This is a genomic window from Microcoleus sp. AT3-A2 (assembly GCF_036705685.1).
Taxonomy (GTDB): Bacteria; Cyanobacteriota; Cyanobacteriia; order Cyanobacteriales; family Microcoleaceae; genus Microcoleus.
Window position 1 is genome coordinate 14,827 of sequence record NZ_JAUBVF010000071.1, and the last position, 15,619, is coordinate 30,445.

A 15,619-nucleotide genomic window follows, 5' to 3' on the forward strand; every position below is an offset into this window, starting at 1 on the left:
GGATTTCTCTCTTGCCCTTCGCCATTCCTCCGTGAGTCAAAGCAAAGTATCCGGGTGCGTTTTTGCTTTAATGCTTCCGTCCCAAAAAAAATTGGCGGAAACTTCCCTGACACTTGACAACTCGTACTCGATCCGCAATTTGTGTTTTGTTCACGAACTGCAACAGACTACCACAAACTTTTGCGGTTGGGGATCGCTGCGATCGCGATTTTCACCAAATCTTCATAAAATCTTCTCAAAACCCTCTATCATAAAACCCTTTAGTTCCAGTGCTTACAGCCGTTTCAGTCTTTACGGAAAAATTTACAAAAATTTACAAAACTTTAGTGTATTTTGTGGGCTACGGAATGGCTAGTCTTAAAAAAGCTGTTTGTCAACTGTTATGGGAATAAACTAAAAATTAGAAGAAATCGATTTGGCGGACTTATGGATTATCGAGAAGCAGGTGTGGATGTTGAGGCGGGCAGAGCTTTTGTCTCGCGCATCGGGAGTATGGTCAAGAGCACGCACAGATCGGGAGTTTTGGGCGGATTCGGCGGGTTTAGCGGGTTTTTCAGCGTCCCGGAGGGTTTAAAAGAGCCGGTGATGGTTTCGGGTACTGACGGCGTTGGGACTAAGTTGAAATTGGCCCACAATCTCGATCGGCACGACACGGTAGGTATCGACTTGGTGGCGATGTGCGTCAACGACGTGCTGACATCCGGGGCCGAACCCCTCTTTTTTCTCGATTATTTAGCCACGGGAAAGCTAAATCCCGAACAATTAGCTGCGGTGGTGGCCGGCATTGCTGACGGTTGCAAGCAAACGGGCTGTGCTTTACTCGGAGGGGAAACGGCAGAAATGCCCGGTTTTTACCAAGCGGGTGAGTACGATTTGGCGGGGTTTTGTGTGGGAATTGTCGAAAAGAGCAAATTGTTGGACGGTTCGCGGGTGCAGGTGGGAGATGTGGCTGTGGGGCTGGCGAGTTCGGGCGTGCACAGCAACGGTTTTAGTTTAGTGAGAAAAATTGCGGGCGATCGGGGTTTTGGCTGGGATTCCCAACCCGAAAAGTTAGGTGGCAAAACTTTAGGAGAAGTGCTGCTAACTCCGACTAAAATTTATGTGAAACCAGTCCTCGAAGCAATTAAGAGCGGTCTAGAAATTCACGGCATGGCTCACATTACGGGCGGCGGTTTGCCGGAAAATTTGCCCCGCTGTTTGGGAGTTAATCAATCTGTCAGAATTGACAGCAATAGCTGGCCAAATTTACCAATTTTCCAGTGGATTGCTGAAGCGGGTCAAGTTGCCACAGCAGATATGTTCAATACTTTTAATATGGGGATTGGCTTTGTGCTGTTGCTCGATTCCAGGGAAGTAGAACAGGCTGTTAAATGGTTTGAGTCTCAGGGAATTGGTGCTTGGGCGATCGGGGAAGTGATTGAGGGGAACGGAGAATTGATCATGGATAACGGTTAATGGGTAATTAGTAAGAAGCAATCGCAGGGGCTGAAGATTGCTTCGCTTTGTTTTATGCGTTAACAGACAATCTCAATCTGCCTTCATCTGTGTATATCTGCGGTTAAATTTATAATTTTGAAAGTAACCGCAGAGGACGCAGAGGACACAGAGGATGAAAGAGAAAAAGGAATTCACAAGAGATAACTCGTTGCTACAATTTTAAATGAAAGTGAAATAAGCTATTGTGCTTTTAAATACGGTATAATCCAAAACTATTTCCGTCAATTAGTGCAGGAGTATCCGCCCAAAATTATCGGACTCCAAACAAAATAAATAGAGCAAGTGCAATAAGCATTAAAATAGGAATAAAAAGGAGATTCTAGATAAAAAATTATGATTTTGTTATTGCTAAATGACCGAACAAATTAAGCTAAAATTGCTGATTTTTGGGTGACCTCGTAAATAAGGTCTTTCATTGGTTTATTCAGAGATCTCCAGAGAATATAGACACGTACTACTATTTTCTGTCCGAAGAGAGCCTAGTGAAGCAATCTCAAACCCTTGATTTAACACCCTTGATTGCGTAAGTCCTGAATATATTGCTAATAAACTGTTTAAAGTAATTGAAGAGCTAGAGTATTTATTACATCGCCTTTCACCGAACACCCTGATTATTGCGATCGCACTTCTTCTCCTCCCTTGTTCGCAGCATTCTGTGAATTATAATTATAGCGATCGAGTTTGTGAAGTGCGATTTAACTCAATCCAGGAACATCCTCATACAAAGCAGATATTGGAAACTGAAAATTGATACTAGCCAACTCCAGACAGTCCCCCTCACCGTAGGAAGAAAAAACCCAATGTCCGGCCACATTGCGACAGTAGCAATCTACATTCATCCGCTGTTGACCGATTAATACATATTCTTGTATAGTTGAGAGCGATCAATAATCCGCAAATTTATCTCCTCTGTCAAACGCCTCAGTTGTGGGAGATAAGATTCCCACTTTATATGATGTTATGTTAATTACCAATAAAAATGGTTAGTAGTAAGAATTTTAGCCTTTATTGACTAATATTTTCTAAATTCAGGACAGAAGTCCTCACTACCAACTTGATGATTTTGCTGCCACAATTTCTCGCTACAAATTTGATGATTTTGAGACACAAGTCCTGAATTATTAATAGGCGATCGCCAATCATTAGACTTTTTGCAAAAATAGATAATATCTGCGTTTATTTGCGTTCATCTGCGGTTAAAAACAGAAAATGCCGAACTCTTGCAAAAAGTCTAACCACCAATCTTACTTAGTCTTGTCCAAAGTCCGCGCCTCCAACCAAATAGGAATTGCAATCCAAGCAACTGCTAACAGCAAAGCAAATACCGCAAATTGAGCAGCCCAAGCTACCAATTTCTCTAAAGACACAACTTGTCCCAAGAAGTAGGATAAACTTACCATTACAGATGCCCAGCTTGCAGCACCCAGAACATTGAACAGCGAAAATTTCCAAAAAGGCATTTCTGCAATACCTGCTAGGGGGCTAGCAAAAATTCGCAGCAATGCGATGAAACGGCCCAAAAATACGGCTTTAGCTGCATTTTTGCTAAACTGTTCTTTTAAGTCAAACAGTTGTTCTTCTCGAAAGCGGAAAAATTGTCCCAGCTTCAGCAGCAGTGGCCAGCCACCGTACCTGCCGATCGCATAACCAAAATTTCCCCCCAATGTAGCACCAGCGATCGCACTGCCGAGCACAAACCAGTAATTCAGTTCCCCACTGCCAGCTAAAAACCCGCCAGCAATCGTAATTGTCTCGCCTGGAAGAGGAACTCCCAGATTTTCCAGCAAAATTCCCAGAAATACTGCCCAGTAGCCGTAATCACGCGCAAACTGCTGAATAGTCTCTAACGATAAAAACTCAAAAGACATTCGATACTGCCTTCGTAAACTTTTGCAAAGCTCAATACATTTATATATTGGCTCGATTCAGCCAATAGTGCAATCTTTCGCTGTGATGAAGAACACACTGTTGTCGCGATCGCTGGTCCAACTAAACATTAGCCTTTGAGGCATACTAGATGAGTAGAGAAGTGTGGCAGTTGCGTTCTGGGCGATCGCTAGCCAGTTTTCCTACTAAATTTATCACAACGGCTCTCCCCACCAATTCCACAAGGGCGATCGCGCATCCTAAAACATACGCTGAAATTCCCTGAGTCTCTCAAGAGAGTCAGCAACTAAACTAACTTATTCATACTTTACGATCGTAGGATAACTGCTATGGAATTTCCCAACTTCAACCAACCCATCGTCCTTCAACCTCACAACTGCCTCGACTCCCAAGCCGGCAGCCTCCTCCAGCAACAGCTAGCCGAGATTGTGCCCGATCGCCACAAACTCTGGGTAATAGACATGGCCGCCGTAGATTTCATCGACAGTTCCGGGATCTGCGCCTTAGTCGGCGGACTCAACGCCGCCCGCCACCGGGGATGCCGCCTCGTCATCTGCAACCTCTCAGCCACAGTCAAGCTAATTTTTGAAATTACTCAACTCGACCAACTCTTTGAAATCTTCGACAGTTTCGACCAAGTTATCTCCACTGAAACTCCGGCTTTAGTTGCTTGATTAAAATGAGATCCCAAGTTTAAATCTCAATTTTCCCAGAGACTTCAAGCAACCGCAGAGCTAATTCCTATATCATAAATAGGTTTATTTGTCAAGCAATACCAATGACAAATAAATAAATCCGGCACTTGAACGCCGACAGAAGCGATCGCAGGTGCAGCCGGAAAAGGCAAAAGTCGATCGAAACAAATCCTTTCCCCCACAAACCCGAACTGCATCAAATAAGTCGCCGGCGGCGCATTTAAAAGATTCAGCAAGCGGTAAGCCAACTCATACAACTGCTGTCGCCAAACATCCGACAAATGCACCGGTTGAGAGTAACTCAACTCGCCAGACTGCTTGTCAGCTTCCCCACCGATCACCTCAGCATACAGTGGCCCCTTTGCCGTCAACACCACAGGCAGCCAAAAATTGCCAGCACCGACGGGAAAAAGCAGCTCCTGGGACACTCGATCGCGCGCTGCGGAAACATTGCCACAAAATCGAAACACATCTTGAGCCGGAAAAACCAGATTTTCTGGCACCTCCAGCGTCAAAGGACAAACAATCGCCCCACCCGGAGCGATCGCGCCTGAATTGAGTTCCGAAACCTCACAGATATTGACTTCTGTTAAAGGATGAGATTGAGCGATCGCCGCCTTGAGACTTGCGGCCGAATCTTTCTCACCACCCGCCACAATCAAAACCTTAGACATTGCCAAAGCTCGGCATTTGAATTCCCCGATCGTCCTCAGCATCGACGCTCGGCAGATCCAGGCCCTTAGCCTTGCGGCTCCGCACAGCGAGACGGTAAGTTACGCTTTGCAACTCAGTGTGCAACTGGCGGTTTTCCTTTTGCAATTGATCCAACTTTTCCTTAATTGGCTCGATGCGCTCGGCAAACTTTTGGCGGTAAACCCCTGGCAATTCCTGAACCACCTGTTCCAGCATCCGAGAGCGATCCGTCAATTCTTGCACCGACTGCCGCAGTTGGTAAACCTCAGCATCCCGCTCCGCGATTTGTTCCTGATAAAAACTCACCTGTTCTTCAACAGCTTGGAGTTGTTCCCGCATGGCCTGCATTTGAGCTTGGTGCCGATCGGAAACTTCCGGCGCCGGCACAAAATTAGAATTGCCCTTCACCAGCCTGAAAAGTTCTTGAGACAACTGCTGCACCAATTGGTCGCGCATTTGCAGCTCTTCGGTGAGACGAGATACCTCTGATTGCAATTCTTTTGAGCTTACAAGTTTAGTTTGATTCACGATGACTCTCAGCTTTTGTTATATAATGTGTTTCTCTTTAAAAATATCTTTCCCTTACCGCAGAGGCAAGAGGCACTTCAAAAGTTTTGAACCCATTAGCGTAAATCGAGCCAGCGACCCGATGTCAAGGGTAAAGCTCAGTCTAACTCAAATCAGGCATCCACGTCACCACCTTAGTTTCTTGCAATAGACCGAGGTAAAATCCTAGGTTTTGCTCCCTAAATCAGGTTTCTTAGCTTTTTTTGAGAATAGTGCCAGAACTCCGATCTAACCAATCACAGCCGAAAGCACTTTTCCAGCTTCGTCCACGGTGGTGCCAAAACAGATAATGCCGTCCTCGTGACCGGCCATGGCCAGAATTTTGCGATCAGCCAAATTCTCCTCCTCAAAAAGCCTAAACATTTCTAAGGCCATCTGAGGAGTGCCGTAAGGTATTTCTTTTCTAGTAGTAGGAATCTTAAACAGCAGTTGCTGCCATAACTTAGGATTATGGACGTGAATTATCCCGCCCACCTCCTCTCTCTGAAGGTACAGGGCCCCGTGAGTCAGGGACTCCGACGAAGCTTGTACGGGCCCCCGGCAGCCGAGGAAATTTTGTTCTAAGTTAAATTCGGTAACAGTACAGTATGATTCTGGTCCCAGAGTTCTCAAGTGTGCAGTCTGGGTTCCCGAAATCACGAATTGGCAAGAATTTCCGAGTCTAACGCTGACGTTGCCAAACCCTATGCCATTTTCGTAGACGCCAATTAATCCCCAAGCGTGGAGCCGATCGCGCCAGTCCATCAAATCTGCTATGTTCCGGGCAGCTACAGGGTCTGCTTCTTCCCAGTCACAGCGGTACTTAACGACTCCTTCATCCATTTTTTTGTATGATCAGACACGACTCTGACACGACAGACATGGCCCAAGCTGAGACTTAATCGAAGTGGTCAAGAAGTTGTCAAACAGCTTTTTTTGCCTGCTGCCTTATGTCTCGGTGCATAAGTGCCTTAACTAATCTACATTCCAGTGTCGCCGTAATTAGCGACCGACATTAGCAAAAAGTAAGCTAGGAAAGTTGAACCAATTATTCCAAAAATCATGGTTTAGCCTCTAGGTGATTACAAAAGTTCAATATGAAAATGTACGCTTTCAGTCGGGGAGTTTGATTCCAGGCTTTTGCCCGATCGAGTTTCTGATGTGAAACTACATAACCTCCCTGAATCGGTTATTACTCTATACTACAGCATTTCTACTGAGTTTAACTCTACCTTAATAAATATTTAAGGATAAAGTACCCCTTAATCCGGTAACTCCGGTAAAAAGCAACCGTACATTTACTTATTTTTTACGATTATATCTATATTTAAGCAAGAATCAAGCGGAACACAAAAAATATTTTTTTGCCCGTCTGGGACGAACTGACCCAATCTTCGGGTGCTCTAGGTTAGTCAAAACCTATGTCGATCGAGCAATTTTTAGCTCCGGGGCATCCTAGAAGATAAGAAACCGGGTTGAGCGTAATATCATGTCGCGTAAAATCACCGCAACGAGAGCTGGCGTTGGGGGGTTCACCAAAATCTGTAGTAGTAGTATAAGTGATAGATCCCATAAACCCGCCTCCACCTAGAGGGGGATAGTTGATCGACCGAACCTGATATAAGTCCTATTAAGAAAAAAACAAGCCGATCGAGCAGTGAAGGCCCAATCGGCTAAATTTTTCTGTGGAGCGCGATCGCTCGCAGCCCTTTAAATGTGGAAGTGATACAAGATGCTGCCGTCGTCTTTAATTTCGCAATTGGCATTAAAAACTTCAGCTTGTTGGTTCAAAAAACGCTGAGCGACATCCGGCGACAGCCGCGTTTCCATCGCAAACCGCACCAGAGTAATTTCGCCGCGGCCTTCTTTGATCAGTCGGTACAAAGCACTTTGGAGCCTTTCGCTCTCTTCTCGCTGAAAAGCTGCTTTGTACCTCCAATCCGCCACTGAAGGAATCAAACCACGGCTGACCAAAATCGCCAACAGCAAGCCAATTCCCACAATCAGAGGCACTGTCGGATCGCTCGTGGGCGTCGCCACAATTTGTGGCACTGTAGCGGCGGCCAAACTGCTAACCATTTCTTTTTCCGACGCTTGCGTATCCGCCATTGCAAGCTGAGTTTTGTTGTAAAAGTCTTGCTGAAGCTTCATTTGCTGCAACAGGCGAGCGCGCTCTCTTTCGTATTGGTCGAGTTTTTGCTGAGCTTGTTTCAGGTCTTGAGTGACTTGTGCCAAGCGTTGGTTGAGCGACTGATTGACTGATTGCCACCGATATCGGTTAATCAGGCGGCTTTTTTCCACCATGCCCTTCATCAACATATCCGCCGTTTGGATTGCTTGCTCCTGATCGAGCGAGCGATACCCAACCACAATTTGTAAGGGTTGTTCCGGCTTAGAAATTTTGACACTAGCATTTTGTCGAACTTGCTGGGGCGACAGCTTAACTGCATCTGCCACTGCTTTGACAACATTATCTGCCAGGAGAACCTCTGGGGTGAGTTGCTCTCCCTGCTTGAGAATTGTCGTGCCCGTGGTCGAAAATTTGACTGGCGGATTATTAGAAGTGAGAGTGCCTTGAGCCATGAATCCGGGGGGCGGGGCGAGGCGGTAGGCCAGGGCGCCTGAAATACCCATAATTACAGCAAAACTGCCTAGAGCAATCCATCTGTATTGATGTGCTGAAGATCTAAAACGTAAATTTCCCATTTTGATAGTCAAGTCATAACATTCGCTTGCCGCAGCTACTGCCAAACGCCAGAGCGATCGTTTCTTTCTGGTTATTCAAATTGACTGCTGAAATTTTTCTCAGTTTGTACCTAAAAGCTATTAGCTTTTGAGAGTTGTCAATATTCATGAGTCCAAAAAACCGATCGCGCTTTTATTTGATCCGAGCTATAACTTCAGTTTTTGTCCTTAATAATTAATCTGTAACAAGGCTTCTGGAAGTCTACTGGCATCAGACTAGCACTCAGGCGTGCGAGATCCTCGCCTCCCCGTGTTTGTTGACATTCAAAACTGTCTCCTTTTCACCCTTGGCAATCCTCCAATTATCTTACGTCTTGGCGTCTTGCGGACGCGGTTGAAGAATAAAAAAAACCTTAAATAATCTGCCTAAAAACTTAACAAGCAAGAATTATACCATGCAGTTAAGAGTTTGCTGCAAATTAAAAAAAATTGTGGATCGGGGGGCGAGACCCGATCCACATATTCACATAACAATTATGGTTCGATCAGTTGATGGTTTGATCGAGATCGCCTAGGCGAATGTTCAGAAGCCGATCGGCAAAATAAGACCCTCGCGGGCCATGACAGCCTTCGGAAAAGCGATTTGCACGTCTTCGGCGATGCGATCGAGAAAATCGTCTGTGTGAGCCGGATCATGGTGAAAAATCACCACTCGTTTTACGCGGGCCTCCTTAGCCATTCTCACCGCTTCCTGCCAAGTCGAGTGTCCCCAACCCACCTTCGGAGACTTGGGATTGTGATATTCCTCGTCTGTGTACATCGCATCGTAAATCAGCACATCAGCGTCGAGGGCTAAATTGTAGACATTCTCATCTAGGCGATCGGGAAAATGTTCAGTATCCGAACAATAAACAACAGATCGTCCCTGCCAAGTCACCCGATATCCCATAGCAGTATTCGGGTGATTCAGAGAACCCGTCCTAATCTCAATATCATCCAGCATCATCGTCTGGTTGTGATTGAGTTCGTAGAAATTCAAATCTGCCTGCAAACCCATCAGCGGCACCGGCGAATTCGAGTGGAGTACCCGTTCGACGAAGTGCCTTTTCATGCAATCTCCATCCGGCGGAGTCGCCCCGTAAATATCAAAGCTATTGCCGCGGATGAAAGCTGGGGCGAACAGCGGGAAACCTTGAATGTGATCCCAGTGATAGTGAGTAAAAAACATATAAGCTTGCACCGGCATTTCTTGCACCAACTGGTCTCCCAGCATCCGCAAGCCTGTTCCGCCGTCAAAAATCAAGCGTTTGCCAGCGACTCGCATTTCCAAACAAGAAGTATTGCCGCCGTAGCGAACAGTTTCCTGTCCGGGTGTCGGAACACTGCCCCGCACGCCCCAGAACTGTACGACAAAATCATCTATACCTTTTATTGATTCGGAGGGTTGAGGGCAATCAACGGGAGTTGCCGCTACAGAGGACAAGCTGATTTCCATTTTAAAATTCAGGCTTTAAGGTTCCACATTGTCCGTGATGGCGCAGCAGATGGTCGCACAACACTAAAGCTACCATCGCTTCCACCATTGGCACAGCTCTTGGCAAAACGCAAGGGTCGTGCCGTCCCTTGGCAGCCAGCAGCGTTTCTTCGCCTTCTCGGGTAACGGTGCGCTGCTGCTGGCGAATTGTCGCAGTCGGCTTGAATGCCGCCCGCAAAATGATATTTTCGCCGTTAGCAATCCCACCCTGAATTCCGCCAGAGCGATTCGTCACTGTACGAATTACACCCTTATCATCAGTATAGTATTCATCATTATGTTCGCTGCCCTTGAGCAGAGTCCCGGCAAACCCGGAACCAATTTCAAAGCCTTTGCTGGCGGGCAAGGACATGATGGCTTTGGCGAAATCGGCTTCGAGTTTGTCGAATACGGGCATTCCCAGACCTTTGGGTACATTGCGGGCGACGCATTCGACTACACCGCCGATCGAATCTCCACTATCCCGAACTTTTTCGATTAGTTCAATCATTCTTTCGGCGCATTCGGCATCTGGACAGCGGACGATGTTGCTTTCTACTTGTTCTAAGGTAACAGTGTCCGGGTCGGCGACACATTCTAAATCTTTGATGCGTTTGACGTAGCCGACTATTTCGACTCCTGCTGCTTGTTTGAGAATTTTTTTAGCGATCGCGCCTGCTGCTACTCTACCAATTGTCTCTCTCGCCGAACTTCGACCTCCGCCTTGCCAGTTACGAATTCCGTACTTAGCATCGTAGGTAGCATCAGCGTGGGAAGGGCGGTAAGTTGTCGCCATTTCTTCGTAGTCTTGGGGGCGAGTGTTTTGATTGCGGACTAAAATGGCGATCGGCGTTCCCAAAGTTTTGCCTTCAAACACCCCCGACAGAATTTCGCAGGTATCTGCTTCTTTGCGGGGCGTAGTAATTTTGCTTTGGCCAGGGCGGCGGCGATCGAGTTCGGCTTGAATTTCCGATGCGTCGATCGACACCAGGGGCGGGCAACCGTCAATTACTACTCCCACACCACCGCCGTGAGATTCCCCAAATGTCGAGATCCGAAATAAATGCCCAAATGTGTTCCCCATGATGCTTTAGCCTGACACCTAATAATTTTTAGCTTAAATGGAATAGAGATTTACTGTATTTCTGAAAAATATACCATTGACGAGTAGGCGACAGGCGATCGCCTCACAGCATCACTCCCTTCCCAGTATAAAAATATCTCCGAGGGAGATGGGGAGAGGGAGATGGCGAGAGAGGGAGATAAAAAAATATTCCTTCTTCCTTCTTCCTTCTTCCTTCTTCCTTCTTCCTTCTTCCTTCTTTAGTCTTCGTGTTCTTCAAAAGGATCTCTCAATTCCTTAGCGGGAGGGCCGAAAGCCGTGTAGATCGAGAAACCGGTGATGGCCACCAGACACACACCGAGAGAAATGCCGAGAACTGCTGCGGGTTCCATATTTTTGATCGATTATGAGTGCTCCACTCTATAATATTACAAAAAATAACAATCCGTCTGAAAGTCTAGTGATTTTAGGCGCTGTACGCTATGGCAGCCAACCCCCACTCCCCGTTTTGCGAGTCCCCCTGCAGCATTTCTGAGAAATTGCGATCGCAATTAGCGGTAGAAATATGTCAAACTTTTCTGTAGAGATTCATTGCAGGTGACTTATGGCACAACGGACTTGGTTAGGAGATATACTCAAACCCCTTAACTCGGAATACGGCAAGGTAGCCCCCGGCTGGGGAACCACGCTATTGATGAGCGTGTTCATTGGACTGTTTTTCGTGTTCTTGTTGATTATTTTGCAAATCTACAACTCTTCTCTGATTCTGGAGAGTGTGGATATGGATTGGTCGAGCCTAGGCCGCTAAAAATTGATCACAAAACAGTAAGGCTAAAAGTAAAAGCTTAGGGTTGAGGAGAAAGGGTAAAAGCTAAGTTTTTCCGTTTTTCCTTACCCTTTCCGATTACTTTTTCCATAAATAAACAAGAAGTAACTAAACAAATTGCTGGAGAAAAACAATGAATATTTTTGGCATTGGTTTGCCCGAAATGGCAGTTATTTTTACGATCGCCCTATTGGTATTTGGCCCGAAAAAATTACCCGAAATTGGCAGGAGTATGGGGAAGGCAATTCGGGGCTTTCAAGAGGCTTCGCGGGATTTTGAGTCGGAGTTCACGCGGGAAGCTAAGCAGTTAGAAGAAGCAGTAGCAACTAGCAGCAAACCGGCAACTGAAAAACTCACGGCGGCTACTCCCAAGGAAGATAGCACAGACATTTAAATGAACAACACTCAGAAGTCGGAAACACCAGCGGAGTTAGTGATTCCCCAGCTAATAGTTGGGTTGGGCAATCCCGAACCTAAATACGATCGCACCCGACACAACATAGGCTTTAATGCTGTCGATGCCTTGGCTAAATCTTGGCAGATTTCGCTGTCGGAAAATCGCAAATTTCAAGGCATATTTGGCGAGGGAAACCGGCCGCGGGGACAGAAAATTCGCTTGCTGAAACCGCTTACTTACATGAATCTGTCGGGTCAATCGATTCGGGCGGCGACGGATTGGTACAAGATACCTGCTGAGTCGGTATTAATAGTATACGATGATATGGATTTGCCGATCGGGAAATTGAGAATGCGGCTTGCCGGTTCTGCCGGCGGACACAACGGCATGAAATCGACAATTTCTCATTTGGGCACAGACAAGTTTCCCCGCTTGCGGATTGGCATCGGCAAACCTCAAAACGATGCGGCTAAAAATGAGAAAGATACGATTTCCTTCGTTTTAGGAAAATTTTCCTCAGAGGAAAGTCAGTTAGTAGAGAAAGTGCTTAAACTGGTTGTAGAAGCTGTGGAACTGAGTCTGCACCAAGGAGTAGAAAAAGCCATGAGCCTTTACAATAGTCGCACAATTGCAGAAACAAACGCGGAAACAAAAAGGTGAGTTCGAGACGTTTGCCTGAAACAACTGCATATGTCCGGGTTACTGGCCAATCTTGGCAAAAAGGCACGATTGAGGGTGAAGTGACTGCCGGCAATTTTGAGTGGCAGTTTCAGTGGCGTTTCACGGCAGAAAAAACACTGATACTTGAGCCTTCTCAGGGTAGGGCATTGATTCAGGAACCGCTGCACCGTTTTCTGGAAAAATGGGATTATCAGCTTGAACCGGGCGGGGATTATTCGTTTACGGTTCGGGCTGAGTTTTAAAATCTTGGTAATGGGAAAGTGGGAAAAGGTAATGGGGAATGCAAACTTTCTCTACTATGATCTCCAGATTCCAGTAATTCTTTAATTAATCAGGGGGAATTTCTGTAATGGGAAATTGGGAAAAGGCCATGGGGAATGCAAACTTTCTCTACTATGATCTCCAGATTCCAGTAATTTTTTAATTAAAGCAGGTGGCGTCGCTTCTCGGTAAGCCCCGCAATAATACATTTTGACACTCCTGGGCCTAAAGGCGTGAGGATTCTTCGTTCATAGACTCAACTTGCCCAAACAAGATTACTCCAGCCTGAGTAGAGGTCGAATCTCCCGAAGCGTTCGGATTTAAAATCCAGGTTCCTACGTGACCCGTAGTACCCAAGGCTAAATTCAGAATATTGATAGCTGCGTTCCAATCTCTATCTAACTCAAATCCACACTTGCAACTGTGGGTTCTTGTAGATAGAGATTTTTTCACAACCGTACCACAGTTAGAGCAATTTTGAGAAGTATAGGCGGGATTAACGGCTACTGTTATTCTGCCAAATTTAACTCCAAAATACTCTAACCACTTCCTGAATTGATACCAACCTGCATCATTAATCGACTTGGCGAGACAATGATTTTTGACTAAGTTCTTAATCCTCAAATCTTCATAAGCGACCAAATCGTTAGATTGGATTACGCAACGCGCCACTCTCTTGGCGTGTTCTTGACGTTGCCTACTTATTTTGAGGTGTACTCGCCCTAGTCGATTAATGGCTTTTTTTCTATTGGTAGAGCCTTTCTTTTTGCGAGAAACACGGCGCTGTCGAGACTTCAACCGCTTCTCACCTTTTCGATAAAATCTAGGGTTAGGTTCGCTATATCCATTGCTGTCGGTATAGAATTCTTTGAGTCCAACATCTAAACCGATTGTTTTACCAGTTGGCTTTACGTCTACTTGGGATTCAATTTTTATTACAAATTGAACGTAATAACCGTCAGCGCGACGAACTAACCTTACCCGCTTGATTTGCTCGATTTGATAGAAGTTTATATCCCAAGTCCCTTTCAGTTTTAATTTGCCAATGCCTTTCTTGTCTGTAAAGATAATTTGCTTTCGTGTTTCAGAAAGCGCCCATCCAGAAGTTTTATATTCAACTGAGCGACAATTTTTCTTAAACTTTGGATACCCTTTTTGGCCGGGAACTTGCCGTTTGCAATTGTCGTAGAACCGAGCAATTGAACTATAAGCCCACTCAACCGAAACTTGGCAGGCATGGGAGTTTAAAGCTTTGACAAACGGAAATTCAGCCCTTAGTGCTGTGTTGTAGCGATAAAGCTCTTTCTGTCCTACACCACGGTTATCCATCCAATAACGGATACACTTGTTGCGGACAAACTGAGCCGTCTTAATCGCCTCATCTATTGCAGCATATTGGGTTGTTTTTCCTTTAGCTTTAAATTCCAGAACAATCATTTGACGTGGAAAACCTCTACGGCAATATCATATCACCAATAAAGTCGCCCGCTTATGGGCGAGGCTTGAAACCCAATCTTTTGGTCAAAACAGCTTTGTAAGCCCAGTGATTGGAAGGTACATCGGTAAAAGGATTTGGCAGGGTTTCAACCTGATTCTGCACGCAAGCATTGAGAATTTGTTCTGGCGTTGGCTGCACTTGAACTAAAGAATTATTTGGCTTGACTTGTGCGGTATTTTGTGCGTTTGCCGGAGCTAACAAACCTGGATAAGTTAACAGTGTAGCAATGGCAAAGATGCTGAGTTTCATAAGTTTATCAATTTTGTAATAAGTTGTTTGGTAGTGAGGAGTTGAGTCCTCAAAGTAGTCTGAAATAAGGACTCTTCGTCCTTACTAGAAACCTTTGGAATGTTCGGACATTTTTCGCATTCCCAAAGCCAATACACTCAAAAACAACAACCCGATCGCCCCAGCTAGCGGATTGCCGTTAACTCCTGTCACCCAGTCGGGAACAGATGCCGAATATCGCACTAACTGCCCGATGTTAATTATGTAATATCCCCAGACTAAACCTGCATGAAGCCCGATCGACAAACCGAGGCGATTTTGGCGCGATCTTTTTCCCCAAACCAGACTCAAACCCAGCAACAACAACCCCGGAAACTGCGGCCAACTCCCCAGCATAGCCGCGACAGGTTTGATAAAATGAGAGAGGGCAAACACCAAGCTATTCGCCCACAGAGATATTTTATAATTGTAATCCCGCTGCAACTCGTCCAGCAACCAACCACGGAATACCAACTCCTCCGCAAAACCGACTCCAAGAGCACTTAACAGCCCTTCTGCGATGATTCTAGGCAAATTATCAGAATTTTGCCACGCGACTAAGCCGAACAGCCCTTGCACCGCAAATAAGCTGAAAGTGAGCACAAGCCCGATCGCCAATCCGATTAAAAGCTCAAAACCGTTTTTTCGCGTATTGATTAAACCGTAACTTTTGAGTAATTGGGTTTGTCCGTAAACCTGTTTTCCCCAGCGCGGCACTAGGAGCAGAAACTCAATAAACAACAATCCCATTGTCAGAATAGTTGCTAGGTTACTATCTTTAACTAAGAGATAAATTGGTGCTGCTAGCGGCAGCCAAATTGCTAGCAAGATTAATAGGAAAATTATCACACGTAAAGGAAATGGATAACTGGCTATTATTTGGAGGCGGTTAATCATTGTTGTAAATGAGTTGAAATTGGGTAAATCGGCTTATTGGTCTGTCGGACAGTCCGACAGCGGTTAAAAACCCCTGTCTCATAGCGAAAGTCCTCTCAAAGAGGACTGAAATTTATCACAATCTAATTTAGGTGGGCAGTCGGTTTTAACTGAGATCTTGCACCATTCTCAATAAGCCCTTGCATTCTGTACCAAAATGTGAAATAAAGGGCG

At 45.6% G+C, this 15,619-nt stretch carries 20 protein-coding genes; 7 read left to right on the plus strand and 13 right to left on the minus strand.

Annotated elements, in window-relative coordinates:
• Positions 1 to 426: 426 nt before the first annotated feature.
• Positions 427 to 1,455: a phosphoribosylformylglycinamidine cyclo-ligase gene (purM, locus tag QUB37_RS25645; RefSeq protein WP_333167520.1), complete on the plus strand. Its 1,029-nt coding sequence runs from the start codon at positions 427 to 429 to the stop codon at positions 1,453 to 1,455.
• 1,286 nt (positions 1,456 to 2,741) lie between these two features.
• Here the strand turns inward: purM and QUB37_RS25650 are convergent.
• Complete coding sequence (locus QUB37_RS25650) at positions 2,742 to 3,365, minus strand: DedA family protein (protein ID WP_333167522.1); 624 nt, start codon at positions 3,363 to 3,365, stop codon at positions 2,742 to 2,744.
• Positions 3,366 to 3,514: 149 nt separating this feature from the next.
• On the opposite strand from QUB37_RS25650, the gene QUB37_RS25655 reads away from it, so the two are divergent.
• Both QUB37_RS25655 and QUB37_RS25660 read left to right on the plus strand, forming a co-directional pair.
• On the plus strand, positions 3,515 to 3,649 hold the full coding sequence (locus QUB37_RS25655; RefSeq protein ID WP_333167524.1) for a hypothetical protein: 135 nt from the start codon (positions 3,515 to 3,517) through the stop codon (positions 3,647 to 3,649).
• Positions 3,650 to 3,713: 64 nt separating this feature from the next.
• The gene (locus QUB37_RS25660; RefSeq protein ID WP_333167526.1) at positions 3,714 to 4,058 is read left to right on the plus strand and encodes an STAS domain-containing protein; all 345 of its coding nucleotides are present in this window, start codon (positions 3,714 to 3,716) and stop codon (positions 4,056 to 4,058) included.
• 44 nt (positions 4,059 to 4,102) lie between these two features.
• Here QUB37_RS25660 and QUB37_RS25665 read toward each other — a convergent pair whose 3' ends face one another.
• The 9 genes from QUB37_RS25665 to psbN all read right to left on the minus strand — a co-directional run bounded on the left by QUB37_RS25665 (position 4,103) and on the right by psbN (position 10,971).
• Positions 4,103 to 4,753 (minus strand): hypothetical protein, encoded by a 651-nt coding sequence (locus tag QUB37_RS25665; protein ID WP_333167528.1) that lies wholly within the window; start codon positions 4,751 to 4,753, stop codon positions 4,103 to 4,105.
• The gene (locus QUB37_RS25670; RefSeq protein ID WP_333167530.1) at positions 4,746 to 5,300 is read right to left on the minus strand and encodes an Npun_F5560 family protein; all 555 of its coding nucleotides are present in this window, start codon (positions 5,298 to 5,300) and stop codon (positions 4,746 to 4,748) included. Before QUB37_RS25670 ends, QUB37_RS25665 begins: the two co-directional genes overlap by 8 nt.
• A 267-nt stretch (positions 5,301 to 5,567) precedes the next feature.
• Complete coding sequence (locus QUB37_RS25675) at positions 5,568 to 6,161, minus strand: class II aldolase/adducin family protein (RefSeq protein ID WP_333167532.1); 594 nt, start codon at positions 6,159 to 6,161, stop codon at positions 5,568 to 5,570.
• A 565-nt stretch (positions 6,162 to 6,726) separates the two neighbouring features.
• Positions 6,727 to 6,891, minus strand: coding sequence for a hypothetical protein (locus QUB37_RS25680; RefSeq protein WP_333167534.1), 165 nt, complete (start codon positions 6,889 to 6,891; stop codon positions 6,727 to 6,729).
• A 137-nt stretch (positions 6,892 to 7,028) separates the two neighbouring features.
• Positions 7,029 to 7,952: a hypothetical protein gene (locus tag QUB37_RS25685; protein ID WP_333167536.1), complete on the minus strand. Its 924-nt coding sequence runs from the start codon at positions 7,950 to 7,952 to the stop codon at positions 7,029 to 7,031.
• A 634-nt stretch (positions 7,953 to 8,586) separates the two neighbouring features.
• Positions 8,587 to 9,498: an MBL fold metallo-hydrolase gene (locus QUB37_RS25690; protein ID WP_333163148.1), complete on the minus strand. Its 912-nt coding sequence runs from the start codon at positions 9,496 to 9,498 to the stop codon at positions 8,587 to 8,589.
• 1 nt (position 9,499) lies between these two features.
• On the minus strand, positions 9,500 to 10,600 hold the full coding sequence (aroC, locus tag QUB37_RS25695; RefSeq protein ID WP_333167538.1) for a chorismate synthase: 1,101 nt from the start codon (positions 10,598 to 10,600) through the stop codon (positions 9,500 to 9,502).
• Positions 10,601 to 10,703: 103 nt separating this feature from the next.
• Positions 10,704 to 10,859 (minus strand): hypothetical protein, encoded by a 156-nt coding sequence (locus QUB37_RS25700; RefSeq protein ID WP_333167540.1) that lies wholly within the window; start codon positions 10,857 to 10,859, stop codon positions 10,704 to 10,706.
• On the minus strand, positions 10,840 to 10,971 hold the full coding sequence (gene psbN, locus QUB37_RS25705) for a photosystem II reaction center protein PsbN (protein ID WP_190742515.1): 132 nt from the start codon (positions 10,969 to 10,971) through the stop codon (positions 10,840 to 10,842). Before psbN ends, QUB37_RS25700 begins: the two co-directional genes overlap by 20 nt.
• A 212-nt stretch (positions 10,972 to 11,183) precedes the next feature.
• On the opposite strand from psbN, the gene psbH reads away from it, so the two are divergent.
• The 4 genes from psbH (at position 11,184) to QUB37_RS25725 (ending at position 12,725) form a co-directional block, all read left to right on the plus strand.
• Entirely contained in the window at positions 11,184 to 11,387 is a 204-nt protein-coding gene (gene psbH, locus QUB37_RS25710; RefSeq protein WP_015176007.1) for a photosystem II reaction center phosphoprotein PsbH, read from the plus strand.
• A 151-nt stretch (positions 11,388 to 11,538) separates the two neighbouring features.
• Positions 11,539 to 11,799, plus strand: coding sequence for a TatA/E family twin arginine-targeting protein translocase (locus QUB37_RS25715; protein WP_333167542.1), 261 nt, complete (start codon positions 11,539 to 11,541; stop codon positions 11,797 to 11,799).
• Positions 11,800 to 12,462, plus strand: a complete 663-nt coding sequence (gene pth, locus QUB37_RS25720) for an aminoacyl-tRNA hydrolase (protein WP_332958584.1) — start codon at positions 11,800 to 11,802, stop codon at positions 12,460 to 12,462.
• On the plus strand, positions 12,459 to 12,725 hold the full coding sequence (locus QUB37_RS25725) for a DUF3146 family protein (RefSeq protein WP_333156302.1): 267 nt from the start codon (positions 12,459 to 12,461) through the stop codon (positions 12,723 to 12,725). The genes pth and QUB37_RS25725 overlap by 4 nt, the downstream gene beginning before the upstream one ends.
• 244 nt (positions 12,726 to 12,969) lie before the next feature.
• Here the strand turns inward: QUB37_RS25725 and QUB37_RS25730 are convergent, their stop codons facing one another.
• The 3 genes from QUB37_RS25730 to QUB37_RS25740 all read right to left on the minus strand — a co-directional run bounded on the left by QUB37_RS25730 (position 12,970) and on the right by QUB37_RS25740 (position 15,406).
• The gene (locus tag QUB37_RS25730) at positions 12,970 to 14,181 is read right to left on the minus strand and encodes a transposase (RefSeq protein WP_333167545.1); all 1,212 of its coding nucleotides are present in this window, start codon (positions 14,179 to 14,181) and stop codon (positions 12,970 to 12,972) included.
• A gap of 52 nt (positions 14,182 to 14,233) precedes the next feature.
• Positions 14,234 to 14,491: a hypothetical protein gene (locus QUB37_RS25735; RefSeq protein WP_333167547.1), complete on the minus strand. Its 258-nt coding sequence runs from the start codon at positions 14,489 to 14,491 to the stop codon at positions 14,234 to 14,236.
• An 84-nt stretch (positions 14,492 to 14,575) separates the two neighbouring features.
• The gene (locus QUB37_RS25740) at positions 14,576 to 15,406 is read right to left on the minus strand and encodes a type II CAAX endopeptidase family protein (protein ID WP_333167549.1); all 831 of its coding nucleotides are present in this window, start codon (positions 15,404 to 15,406) and stop codon (positions 14,576 to 14,578) included.
• Positions 15,407 to 15,619 lie beyond the last annotated feature (213 nt).